Annotated in this window: 12 protein-coding genes; 6 read left to right on the forward strand and 6 right to left on the reverse strand. The window is 63.7% G+C overall.

The window, feature by feature from the left end; translation table 11 throughout:
* Positions 1–6: 6 nt before the first annotated feature.
* A complete protein-coding gene (locus tag B8W69_RS03880; protein WP_133057969.1) occupies positions 7–1,248 on the reverse strand; it encodes a LuxR C-terminal-related transcriptional regulator in 1,242 nt (413 codons plus the stop codon).
* A 66-nt stretch (positions 1,249–1,314) separates the two neighbouring features.
* On the opposite strand from B8W69_RS03880, the gene B8W69_RS03885 reads away from it, so the two are divergent.
* The 6 genes from B8W69_RS03885 to B8W69_RS03910 all read left to right on the forward strand — a co-directional run bounded on the left by B8W69_RS03885 (position 1,315) and on the right by B8W69_RS03910 (position 7,633).
* Positions 1,315–2,295 (forward strand): zinc-binding dehydrogenase, encoded by a 981-nt coding sequence (locus B8W69_RS03885; RefSeq protein WP_085288663.1) that lies wholly within the window; start codon positions 1,315–1,317, stop codon positions 2,293–2,295.
* A gap of 9 nt (positions 2,296–2,304) precedes the next feature.
* On the forward strand, positions 2,305–3,114 hold the full coding sequence (locus B8W69_RS03890; RefSeq protein WP_085288664.1) for an enoyl-CoA hydratase/isomerase family protein: 810 nt from the start codon (positions 2,305–2,307) through the stop codon (positions 3,112–3,114).
* 116 nt (positions 3,115–3,230) lie between these two features.
* The gene (locus tag B8W69_RS03895; protein WP_085288665.1) at positions 3,231–4,934 is read left to right on the forward strand and encodes an AMP-binding protein; all 1,704 of its coding nucleotides are present in this window, start codon (positions 3,231–3,233) and stop codon (positions 4,932–4,934) included.
* The gene (locus tag B8W69_RS03900) at positions 4,934–6,124 is read left to right on the forward strand and encodes an acyl-CoA dehydrogenase family protein (protein WP_085288666.1); all 1,191 of its coding nucleotides are present in this window, start codon (positions 4,934–4,936) and stop codon (positions 6,122–6,124) included. Before B8W69_RS03895 ends, B8W69_RS03900 begins: the two co-directional genes overlap by 1 nt.
* Positions 6,125–6,171: 47 nt before the next feature.
* The gene (locus B8W69_RS03905; protein ID WP_085288800.1) at positions 6,172–6,918 is read left to right on the forward strand and encodes a CoA transferase subunit A; all 747 of its coding nucleotides are present in this window, start codon (positions 6,172–6,174) and stop codon (positions 6,916–6,918) included.
* Positions 6,919–6,991: 73 nt separating this feature from the next.
* Positions 6,992–7,633 carry a 3-oxoacid CoA-transferase subunit B gene (locus B8W69_RS03910; protein ID WP_085288667.1) on the forward strand — a complete coding sequence of 214 codons (642 nt, stop codon included), beginning with the start codon at positions 6,992–6,994 and terminating at the stop codon, positions 7,631–7,633.
* 90 nt (positions 7,634–7,723) lie between these two features.
* Here the strand turns inward: B8W69_RS03910 and B8W69_RS03915 are convergent, their stop codons facing one another.
* The 5 genes from B8W69_RS03915 to B8W69_RS03935 form a co-directional block, all read right to left on the reverse strand.
* A complete protein-coding gene (locus B8W69_RS03915; protein ID WP_245843097.1) occupies positions 7,724–8,494 on the reverse strand; it encodes a FadR/GntR family transcriptional regulator in 771 nt (256 codons plus the stop codon).
* A gap of 165 nt (positions 8,495–8,659) precedes the next feature.
* Positions 8,660–9,118: a MaoC family dehydratase gene (locus B8W69_RS03920; RefSeq protein ID WP_085288668.1), complete on the reverse strand. Its 459-nt coding sequence runs from the start codon at positions 9,116–9,118 to the stop codon at positions 8,660–8,662.
* A 282-nt stretch (positions 9,119–9,400) separates the two neighbouring features.
* Complete coding sequence (locus B8W69_RS03925; RefSeq protein ID WP_085288669.1) at positions 9,401–10,294, reverse strand: SDR family oxidoreductase; 894 nt, start codon at positions 10,292–10,294, stop codon at positions 9,401–9,403.
* Positions 10,291–11,418 (reverse strand): acyl-CoA dehydrogenase family protein, encoded by a 1,128-nt coding sequence (locus B8W69_RS03930; protein WP_085288670.1) that lies wholly within the window; start codon positions 11,416–11,418, stop codon positions 10,291–10,293. The genes B8W69_RS03925 and B8W69_RS03930 overlap by 4 nt, the downstream gene beginning before the upstream one ends.
* Positions 11,419–11,420: 2 nt before the next feature.
* Positions 11,421–12,215, reverse strand: coding sequence for an enoyl-CoA hydratase-related protein (locus B8W69_RS03935; RefSeq protein WP_085288671.1), 795 nt, complete (start codon positions 12,213–12,215; stop codon positions 11,421–11,423).
* Positions 12,216–12,279: the final 64 nt, after the last annotated feature.

A 12,279-nucleotide genomic window follows, 5' to 3' on the forward strand; every position in this document is an offset into this window, starting at 1 on the left:
CCATTATCAGCTGGCACTGCCAGCGTAGATCGCGACCGCCGCCGCCCTGCTGGACGTATTAAGCTTTTTAGCAATGTGTTTCAGATGGGACTTGACGGTCCCTTCAGAGATCACCAAATATCCGGCGATCTGGCCGTTAGTGGCCCCGGTAGCCACGTGCGCCATGATTTCCCGCTCGCGGGCGGTCAACGCAGTGACGGCGGGTTCATCGCCCCGGTAGCAAGCCTTGTGCCCCTGTCCCGGCACTGGCCACAAGACCGATCGGGCTGACCGGCCCAGCAATTCGTCGACATTGCCGCACAGATTGTCGACTTCGATACGTTGTCGCGCGGCCCTCTCGTCTAGTGCCGCACTCTCGAACGCCACCGACAGACACTCGGCGAAGGCCTCCAACTGTTCGAGATGCTCCATCGTCACTATTCCGTGGGGTTCAGGCCGGTCGGCATGCAGAATTCCGATGGCCCTGCCCTGAACGGTGATCGGGGCGGCGATATATCCAAAACAACCGGATACCTCGACGATCTCCTTGAAGGTGCGCTTGTCGTCCATCGGTGAGGGCGCAAATACCGCGCACCGCTTACGGACGAGTTCGGTCTCCAATGGAGCATCCGCGAGTTGGATATGGCGATCGGTCACGTACTCGACGAACCCTCGCGCGTGGGGATCGGCCTCCTCGTCTTCGATGTGAATCCGCGCGGGCAGCCATAGCGATCCGCGCACCGTGGAGATCATGGTCCGCGCGAAAGCCAGCTCCCGGCTCAGGACCTCCGGGGCGGCGTAAATCATGTCGCGCGGCGGAAGACCCCGCAGGTACCCCAGGGCCTGACGGATCTCCGACATGGTCTTGACCCGACGAGACAGGTCATGATCGAGAAGTTCGCACTGCACCCTAAGGATCGAGACCAGCATTTCGGCGGTTGCCGCCCAGTCGTCTCTCGGATCGGGTGGCAGCGCGATCCGTTGCTCGAGGCGTTGCCTCAAATTGTCCAGCTGGTGCCCCAGGGCGGCCGGTGTCAGCTCCGGGGGCGCCAGTTTGAGATGCTCAGCGGCGGCCTCGACCGCCGCCTCGGCACGCGCAACTACCATCGGGTCCTCCGCAATGGACGTCAGCACCATCCGCGAGACCATCTCTACTCCTCTCCCCCAATGGAGCGGCCAGGGGCTCCTTACATCGGTCATACCATTGAACCAAATCATAGACCATGTGTTGTGTAGGTCATAGTCGATTCGCAAAATGGCGTAGCTCACCCGTGCGCCAGTGCTTGTGTGCCAACCTCCGCAATGGTCTAATGGTCAGGCCATAGGAGGTGGGATTTGCACGCCGTGATCATGGACGAGTTCGGCACTGCCGCAGTGTTGCGTCCCGGTGAATTTCCCGATCCGGCCGGACGGCCGGGATGGGTGACCGTGGTGCTGCGTGCTAGCGCGCTGAACTGGCATGACGTCTTAGTTCGCCAGGGACGCTATGGTTCACCGCTGCCGCACGTCATTGGCGCCGACGGAGCTGGCATACGTACCGACACAGGCGAGGAAGTGGTGATTCTGCCGTCGCTGAACTGGGGCGACCGGGAGGAGGCACCGGGCAATGGCTGGGAGATTTTGGGCGACCACACGCCGGGGACCTACGCCGAACTTGTCAGCGTGCCGGCCGACTGCGTGGCGCCCAAACCCCGTGGTCTGAATTGGGCCGAGGCCGCAGCGCTGCCGCTGGTCGGTTTGACGACGTTTCGTGCGTTGTTTGTCCGCGGACGGCTACGAGGAGGTGAGTCGATGCTGGTGGTCGGCGCCGGTGGTGGAATCGCCACCACGGCGATCGCCCTCGCGGTCGCGGTCGGTGCCGATATTACGGTGACCTCTTCCTCGGCCGACACCATCGAGCGCGCGGTGGCCGCGGGAGCCCGCGATGGTGTGTTGCACAGCGAACGGGGATGGCCGGAGCACGCTCTTGCCACGTCGCCAGACAAGGCCGGGTTCGACCTAATCCTCGACCCCGTCGGCCGCTGGAACGAATCGCTACGCGCACTGCGCCCCGGCGGCCGGCTGGTCGTACTCGGCGCGAACGCCGCACAGACCGCCGATATAGACATTCGCCGCTTCTATTTCGGTCAATTCGATCTGCTCGGGACAACCATGGGCAGCCGCAGAGACTTCGCTGGGCTGCTCGAGATGTTCGATCGGTACTCCGTGCGCGCACCGGCGATAGACCGCGAGTTCCCGCTGGACCGAGCCGCCGAAGCACACGAACACCTCGAGCATGGACGCGCGTTCGGCAAATGCGTACTAAGACACGGCTAGGGGAGCAGAGTGAGCGAACCAACCGAACTGGTCGCCTACCGGCTCGAGGCCGCCGCCCCCGGCAGCGATGCGCTGGCGGCCTACCTGACGCTGAACGACCCCGCGCGGCGCAATGCCCTGTCGGACGCCCTGCTGGATCAACTGAGCGCATCACTGCGACGCGCAGCAGCCGACTCACGCGTCCGGGTAGTCGTGCTGACGTCGTCTCACCCGCGGGTCTTTTCCTCCGGAGGCAACCTCGACGCATTCGCCGACGATCGCGCGACGATCACCAAATATGCTGGCCTGGGACGCTTTCCCGCCCTCTTCCGCACCCTGACCGGAATCGACAAGCCGGTGATCTGTGCGGCAAACGGCGATGTGTTGGCCGGCGCTCTGGGCATCGCGTTGGCCTGTGACCTGATCATCGCCAAGGCATCCATCCGACTGGGCTGCCCCGAGATCAACGTCGGGGCCTTTCCGTTCATGATCTCGGCATTGATCTTCCGCGCCACCGGGCGCCTGCTTGCTAACGAGCTGATGATGACAGGTCGGCTGGTCAGTGCCGACGAGGCCGCCGCCGCTGGCCTGGTCAATAAGGTGGTGCCCGACGGAGAGTTCGACGGCGCCCTGCACCAATGGGTCGGCGACATCGCCGGCAAATCACCGTTGTTGCTCGGTATGGGCAAGCGGGCGTTGGCGGCGACGCGGGATATGCCGCTGGATTCGGCGTTGGACTATCTGCAAGCCCAACTCGCCCTCGCGTTCACTACTGACGATTTGGCCGAAGGGGTCCAGGCCTTCAAGGAGAAGCGTCCGCCGCGATGGCGCAACGCTTGAGCGTTCGCCGTCACGTTGCCGAACCTTGCTGTTACGGTCTGACCATTCTATGATTTGAAGGATTACGCCGCGGCGCATTTTCCCACGGCGTATCCCGAGAACTGAGGACCAGCGCAATGAAGCCGAGCCGCCACACCACCCGCTACAGCCAGCAGGAAATCGACGAATACTTCCGCGCAGGGCTGTGGTCCACTGAGACGTTTCACGACATGTTGGTCCGGCGGGTCCGGGAAACTCCCGACAAGGTGTTCGCGACCGATGGGACTAGATCGCTGACGTTTCGTGAACTCCTCGACGCCGGCCAACGGTTGGCCGTCGGTTTACAGCGGCGAGGCTTGCGGCGCGGTGACACTGCGGCCGTGCAGTTGCCCAACTGGGTTGAGTTCATCCAGGTGCTGACGGCGCTGTCGCGACTCGGCGTCATCATGGTCCCGATCATGCCGATCTATCGGCGCGACGACGTCAGCTACGTGCTCTCTCATGCCGGCGCAGGGACGGTGTTCACAGCCGCAACCTTCGGCAAATTCGGCTACCTGGACATGTATCTTGGTCTGCGCCAAGAGCATCCCGAACTTACGATCGTCGTCGTCCGGCCGGACAGCGCCGCCGCAGATGTTGCCGATGCCGATGCCAACGTCTTCACGCTCGACGAGCTGGAGGCCGACACTAACGACGACAGCGCGAGACAGGAACTCAACGCTCCGCCCGACCCAGACGACCCCTTCGTCATCGTCTATACCTCCGGAACCACATCGCGCCCAAAGGGATGCGTACACACGTTCAACACTTACTGTGCGGGTTCGCGTGCACTCGTCGAACCATTCGGCTACACCGAGACCGATGTCCAGTTCGGCCCCTCCCCCATTTCGCACACCACTGGGCTGGTCACCAGCGTCTTGGTACCCATGCTTGCAGGGGCCTCGACACACCTCATGGACAGGTGGGATCCGGCCCGCGGGATCGACGAGATTCAGCGCTTCGGCTGTACCGCGGCGGTCACAGCCCCCACCTTCCTGCACACCTTGTTATCTGAGTACAACCCCGAGCGCCACGACCTGTCCACGTTGCGGCTGTGGACATGCGCAGGCGCACCGATCCCCGCAGCGATCGTCCAGCAGGCCAACGCGGCCCTGCCCAAGCTGAGAGTGCTCAGCCTGTACGGGCGCAGCGAAAACCTGGTGACCACAACATGTTCGGTCACAGACGAGGCGTCACGCGCCCTGACGTCGGATGGCAAGGCGCTACCGGGCTCCACCGTCAAGATCGTCGACGACACCGGGAACGAAGTGCCACGCGGTACCGAGGGTGACATTGCCTATCGCGGACCCGCCCACATGATCGAGTACTTGGCAAATCCCGACGAGACCAGGACGCTGTTCACCAAGGACGGCTTCTCCCGGTCAGGAGATCTCGGGAGGATGACCGACGACGGATATGTGCGAGTCACCGGCAGAACCAAAGACATCGTCATTCGCGGCGGAATGAACATCAGTGTGCGTGAGATCGAGGAGCACCTAGCCCACCATCCCGCGTTGCAGGCGTACTCGGTAATGGGCATGCCTGACGAACGGCTCGGTGAAAGAGTGTGCTGCTACCTGGTCAGCAAGCCGGGACATGAACCCCCGACCGTCGAGGAACTGCGCGAATACTTGCTCGGGCAGGGGATGCCGATTCAGAAGACACCGGAGCGCGTGGTCGTTGTCGACTCGCTCCCGATGACCGCAACCGGCAAGATCGTCAAACACGAGTTGCGTGAAGACATCGAACGCCGCCTGCAGCAGGAACGCACGCGGTCTCGGGAAACGGCGGGCACCCCCTGATGGAACTGAGAGACTCTCCCGACGAGGCCGAATTCCGTGCCGATGCGCGGGTATGGCTACAGGACACGCTGCCGCGGCTCGGCGGACACGAGCCCGCGCGCCTTGAGGACAAGCTGGAGTATTGGCGTGCGTGGCAACGGTTGCTCTACGACGCCGGATATGCGGGGCTCTCATGGCCCAAGGAATACGGTGGCGGCGGCGCCGATGCCAAGCTGCGTGCGATCTTCAATGAGGAGCTCGATCGCGCCGGCGCCCCAGAGCGGCTCAATATCATCGGCGAGGATTTCGCGGGTCCCACGATCATCGAATTCGGTACTCCGGCTCAGCAGCAACGCTATCTGAAACCAATCCTGACCGGAGACGAGATTTGGTGCCAGTTGTTCTCCGAGCCCGAGGCCGGCTCGGACTTGGCCTCGTTGCGCACCACCGCCACCAAGGTTGATGGGGGATGGAGAATCCAGGGCCAGAAAATCTGGACCAGTCGCGCCCAGTTGGCCGCGCACGCGATCCTGCTCGCCCGCACCGGCGGCGGACCGCGGCACCACGGAATCACGTACTTCCTGCTCGCAATGGACACCCCGGGCGTCGAAGTCCGTCCCCTGGCGCACATGCTGGGCGAGGCCGAATTCAACGAAGTGTTCCTCGACGAAGTGTTCATCCCCGACGGCGGCGTCCTCGGTGAGGTGGACGGCGGCTGGCAGGTCGCCATGGGCACCTTGGCGTTCGAGCGCGTGGCCATCGCCACCGGCAGGGTGAACACCGCCGGTGCGGTCAACGATTTGATCCGCCAAATCTCAACTCGTACAACGGCCCACGACAACCCACTGGGCACCGACCCGCTGGTGCGGCAACGGATCGCAGATCTGTACGGGCGCGCGCTCGTGCACTACCTGATCGGACAGCGGGTCATCACCGGAGCGGCCGGTGCCGGGCCCCCAGGCCCCGTCACCTCGATCGGGAAACTGTTCTTCTGCCCGCTGGTGGAGGACATCGCCGACTTCGGGTTGGAACTCGACGAGATGGGTGGGCAGTTCACGCTTGCCGAGAAGGGTGCCTCCGAGGCGCCAGCTGGCGACCAACGTTGGCTGCGGCTCGCCTATCAAGCCCGCGGCACTGCGATCGCGGGAGGGTCGACCTTCATTCAGCGCAACATCGTCGCCGAACGCATTCTCGGCATGCCCAAAAGCTAAGACCGACGGCCAACTTGAGTGCCGCGCGAACGAGAAGGGTTGTGACGATGGACAAAGTCGTGACAACGGCGGCGGGCGCTGTTGCCGACGTGACGGACGGGTCGTCGCTGGCCGTGGGCGGGTTCGGGCTGTGCGGCATCCCTCAGGCGCTGATCGCGGCGCTGCTGGAGCTCGGAGTCCGCGATCTTGAGACGGTCTCGAACAACCTGGGCGTGGATGGGATCGGCTTGGGAGTGTTGTTGGAACACAAGCGGATTCGGCGCACTATCAACTCATACGTCGGTGAGAACAAGGAATTCGCTCGGCAGTACATGGCTGGTGAGCTTGAGCTGGAGCTGACCCCGCAGGGCACGCTGGCCGAGCGGCTGCGCGCCGGCGGGGCCGGGATTCCCGCCTTCTACACGTCCACAGGGGTTGGGACGCAGGTGGCCGACGGCGGCCTGGCGTGGCGCTACCACCCCGACGGTACGGTGGCACTTGCCTCGCCGCCGAAAGAAACCCGCGAATTCGACGGGATCACTTACGTGCTTGAGAGAGCCATCCGGACTGACTTCGCACTCGTGCACGCCTGGAAAGGCGACCGGCACGGCAACCTGGTCTATCACGCGGCGGCGGCTAACTTTAATCCAGACTGCGCGGTAGCGGGACGGATCACCATCGCGCAAGTTGAGCATTTGGTCGAGCCCGGCGAGATTGACCCCGCCCGGGTACACACCCCCGGGATCTATGTGCAGCGGGTGGTGCATGTGCCCAACCCGGTGAAGCAGATCGAGAAGGAGACGATACGGCCATGAGCACGCCGGCGACGATGCAGATCGAAGCGATGGGGTGGGGGGACTTCCCGTTTGTGGGGGGGAGCGGCACCTTATGACCTGGACACGAGACGAACTGGCGGCGCGGGTCGCCGCCGAGCTCCGCGACGGGCAGTACGTCAACCTCGGCATCGGGTTGCCCACCCTGATCCCAAGCCACATTTCCGCTGGCATCACCGTCGTCTTGCATTCGGAAAACGGAATTCTCGGTGTCGGGCCGTATCCGCGGCGCGAGGACCTCGACGCCGACCTAATCAACGCCGGCAAGGAGACCGTCACCACGCTGCCAGGGGCGTCGTTTTTCTCCTCGTCGTCCTCGTTCGGAATCATCCGCGGCGGTCACCTCGACATCGCGGTGCTCGGGGCCATGCAGGTCTCGGCCGCCGGCGACCTCGCGAACTGGACGATCCCCGGGAAGATGATCAAGGGCATGGGCGGGGCGATGGACCTCGTGCACGGCGTGGAAAGAGTCTTCGTGATGATGGAGCACACCGCCAAGGACGGCAGCGCGAAGATCGTCGAGCACTGCACGCTGCCGCTGACCGGTAAGCGCTGTGTGAACCGTATCTTCACCGATCTCGCCGTCATCGACGTTGCCGCCGACGGTCTTCATCTGATCGAGACGGCGCCGGGGGTCAGCGTGGACGAAGTTGTCGCGAAAACCGAACCACCCCTTGCGCTTCCCGCCGTGCCGTGACGGCGGCAACATCGACACCCCTTGTCGACGACCAACGCCGAAGAACTTAGCGGTGGAGCGTGGGCACCTTCGGCCCGCACGGCCCATCGGTCAGTCGTCGACGTCGATCGCCTCACGTTTATCCACCGCCAGTGCGGCTTTGGCGTAGCTGTGCACATGGCGACGCATCCGCCGGCCAGCCGCCTCGGCGTCGCGGCTGCGGATCGCCACGGTAATCGATCGGTGCGCGCGCTGGGTGACCGCTCGCACGTCTTCGTCAACGAACGCGGGGTTCTCGGTTCCGGCGTAGATCGCCTGCGACAACGCGGTCATGAACCCGATCAACAATTCGTTGTGACCGGCGACAGCCACCCCTACATGCCAGTCGAGATTGGCTTGCAGAAACGCCGGTAAATCAGCGTCGGGATCGGCGATGTCGTCATTGGCGCGGTCGAGCACCGCGAGGTCGTCATCGGTGCGGTTGCGCGCGGCCAGTTCAGCGCAGAACGGCTCCAATGCCTCGCGCGTCTCCATCAGGTCAGCCAGCTTGATCCGCTGGCCGCGGATCAGCATGCTTACCGAGTTCGCCATCGATTTGCTCGTTGGGCGCTGGACGAAGGCGCCGCCGGCCCGGCCGGCCCTGACCCGGACCAGGTTCTGCACCTCCAGGATCCGTAACGCTTCTCGCACCGTGGCCCGGCTCATCTGCGTCTGCTTGACCAGCTCGCGCTCCGCAGGAAGTGCGGTCCCCTCGACTAGTTCGCCGGAAAGGATCCGCTCGCGCAGCTCACGCGCCAACACATCAGACGCCTTGGGGACATCCATCGGCTTGAACAACACGCTCGACCGTGTCGAGGCCAGAGCCGACCCGTCTGGTTCCATGACCGCTCCGTCCGTCTACGCTTTGGCATAAAGGTAAGACCTAACGTACGGTCAGTCTATTACTCGCGGCTGCCGAACGCAGCCGGCCGGGCCTGACGTCCGATGTCGCACGCGTCACATCCCATCTTCGACGGGCGTGTGCTCGGGTCGCACGTCGCGGCGGCGCTAGAACGCCATCCGCGCGATCAGCTCGGCCACGGCGGCTGGCTTAGCTGAGCCGTCAAGCTCGACGGTGTGCCGCACGGTCAGGTCAACCGTGGAGTCGTTGACCTGGGCGGCGGCGAGTATCTCAGAGCGGACCCGGACACGGCTACCTGCCGGCACCGGCGCGAGGAACCGCACCCGGTTGAGGCCATAGTTGATCCCCATCTTCGCGTTGTCCACGCGGTAATTATGCTTACTCAACGCCGGAATGAGGGACAGCGTTAGAAATCCGTGGGCTATCGTTGCGCCATAGGGACTTTCGCTACTCGCTCGTTCCGGATCGACATGGATCCATTGGTGGTCCCCTGTGACATCGGCGAACGCGTCAATGCGTTGTTGGTCGACGCCTGTCCAGTCGCTGACACCCAGCTCTTGACCGACGGCCCCAACAGCTTCCTCGATGGATGAAATGACTCGCACTGCGCACCTTTCTGATCAAGGGTGGATCGGACCCCCGTGACGTCCGCTCTACGCTGCGCCGACGCCATCGGTGCAGCGCCTTGCCTAGCCCGTTGACCGCGATTGAGCCGGATGTGCCGACTAGCATGCCCGTGTCAATCATCGCCGCGTTGTCTATCACGAAACCTGTTACTGCAGAAGCGAATCCGGCCAGAGCAATGATCACTGCTGTGCCCATGCTCACCAAAGACACATCACACTCGGCCGCCGCAGTCGATGCTTCTGTCATCGTTGTCCGATCAGCTACACCGAACGGGCGGCCTTGGCGGTTTCCGATGCCGCCTTGCTGCGCTCCCGCGCGGCCGCCCAGTCCTCGTCGGTCATTGCGGTTAGCCCGGCGAATGTGTTGGGCCCGGCCAGCCGCTGCCCACCGTCCATCGCAATGGTCTCACCGGTCAGGTAGTCGCAAGCGTCGGAGAACGCAAAGATCGTCAAGTTCGCCAGTTCGTCGATCGTGCCTGGGCGGCCCAGTGGTATTTGCTCGGATTGAGTGGCACCGACAGCGCTCTTATCTGTGGGATTGAGCATTTCCCATGCGTACTCAGTCGGAATCGGCCCTGGCGCAAGGGCATTGAGTCGGATGCCATATCGGCCCCACTCGACCGCTAACGACATCGTCATCGCATGTACTGCAGCCTTTGCCATAGCCGACGGCACCACGAACGCCGAACCGCTCCATACCCATGTCGTCAAATTTGAAAGCACCGATCCGGGCACGCTCTCGGTGATCCAGCGCCGGCCGACCGCCAGCGTGGTGTTGAACGAACCGCTCATCACCGTCGAGGTCACGGCGTCGAAAGCACGTGAGCTCAGGCTTTCCGTTGGTGCGATGAAATTCGCGGCAGCGTTGTTCAGCAAGCCGGTCAAGGCTCCGTGCCGATGCCAGATCTCTGCCACCGCGGCGGTGACCTGGTCAAAGTCGCGGACGTTGACAGGTTGGTAATGGGCGCTGCCTGAGTGACCGGCAGAGATCTCTGCGGCGGCCTCGGCCAGCACGGATTCTCGTCGTCCCCACAGATGCACCTGCGCGCCGTGCGCGACCAGGCGGGCCGCCACTCCACGGCCCAGTCCGGTACCGCCGCCGGTGATGAGGATGCGCTTGCCCTGCAGCACTTCAGGATCAAAGATGCGCGTCACAGTCCCAGGCTCTTGCCGATGATCTCGCGCTGAATCTCGTTGGCGCCGCCGTAAATAGGGGGCGCCAACGCCTTACGCACCTGTAACTCCATTCCGAATTCCACGGCGTAGCCGTTGCCGCCCATGAGCTGCACACCCTCGAGTGCGGCCCGCTTGGCCACCTCGGTGCATTTGAGTTTGGCGATCGAGCCCTCGCGCGCGAGCTGGTCCTCCAGACCGGCGTCGATCTGCGCGGCAACCTGATAGGCGTAGGCGCGGCAGCATTCGATCTCAGCGGCCAGATCCGCCAGGCGATGACGGACCGCCTGGAAACTGCCGATGGAACGCCCGAACGCTTCGCGTTGGCGGACATAGGCGATGGTGTCCTCCAGCGAGCGGCGTGCGGCGCCCAGCGACATTGCCGCGATGATCAGCCGCTCCACGTTGAGTCCGCGCATCAGCCGGTGCCAAGCGTCGCCGATCTCGCCGACCACGTTGTCGACGGGAACGACGACGTCGGTGAAGAAGACGTCGTTGACGGTGTGGCCGTCCATGGTCTGGATCGCCTTGATGTCCAGTCCGGGCGTCGCGGTGGGAAGATACAACAAGGTTAGGCCGTGGTGCTTTCCGGCATTGGGATCGGTGCGAGTGAGCACCAGCAGATGATCGGCCAAGTGCGCGGCCGTGATCCAGGTCTTCTGGCCGTTGACGACCAAGGAGTCACCGTCGCGTACCGCCCGGGTCCGCACCGCACCCAGATCGGATCCGGCACCAGGCTCGGACAATGCGATCGCCTCGAAATGGCCGGCGCACAGGTTGCCGAGAACCTCCTTTTTCTGTGATTCGGTGCCGTGTCGCAAGTACGTTTGTGCCGCGGTCAGCCCAGTGCCGTAAGCATGGATCGGTGCCTGACCGCGTGCAGTCTCCTCGAGGAAGATGCACTCCTCGACCATCCCTGCTCCACCACCCCCGTAGTCGACGGGGACCGACACACCCAACCAGCCGAGTTCGGCCAGCCGCTGCAGCAGTTCGGGGCTGTTGGACAGACCCTTGGTCAGCTGCGCTCGCTGCTCGGCGGTGGCGCAGGTGTCGGCGCAGAATCGCTCGATCGCCGCGGCGAACTCGAGCTGCTCAACGGTGAACATGCTCAGTTGCCGCGATAGGCAGCGAACTCGGGCACTCGCTTCTCGTTGAAAGCGGTAATGCCTTCTTGAGCTTCGGCGGTTTCGCCGAACATCTTCAGGGTCGAGTACGCCATCTGACCGACCGACGCGAACTGTTCGGTGTCGGTGTTAAACGACTGCTTGAGAACCTTCAGTGCGGTCGGCGAAAGCGCCAGGATTTCGTCGGCCCATGCCCGCACCTCCGACTTGAGCTGATCGGCCGGCACCACCTTGTTGACCAGTCCCCACTCGGCTGCCTGCTCCGCCGAATACCTGCGGCACAAGAACCAGATCTCGCGGGCGCGCTTCTCTCCCACTATGCGCGCCAGAAAGCCGGTGCCGAAGCCGGCGTCAAACGAGCCAACCCGGGGGCCGTTCTGGCCGAATACCGCGTTGTCGGCGGCGATCGTCAGGTCGCACAGCACGTGCAATACATGGCCGCCGCCGATCGCGAACCCGTTCACCGCAGCGATGACAGGCTTCGGCACGTCGCGAATGACCCGATGCAGCGTATCCACCTCGAACAGGCCGGTCTCCGATGGTCCGTAGTCGCCGGTTTCGGCGCGCTGCTTCTGGTCACCTCCGGTACAGAAGGCTTTCTCGCCCGCCCCCGTCAGGCAGATCACCCCGACTTCCGAACTGCCCCATGCCAATTTGAAGGCCCGGATCAGCTCGTCGAGGGTGCGCGCCCGAAACGCGTTGTACCGCTCGGGCCTGTTGATCGTGATCCAGGCGAGGCCGTTGTCGACCTCGTAGGTGATGTCGGTGAATTCGGTCATCGAGCGCCTCTCCTCGTTGAAAGCCCCGGGCCCATCTGCCCGGCCAAGTTTATGGTCTTACCAT

The sequence above is a fragment of the Mycolicibacterium vulneris genome (assembly GCF_002104765.1).
In the GTDB taxonomy this organism is placed as follows: Bacteria; Actinomycetota; Actinomycetes; order Mycobacteriales; family Mycobacteriaceae; genus Mycobacterium; species Mycobacterium vulneris.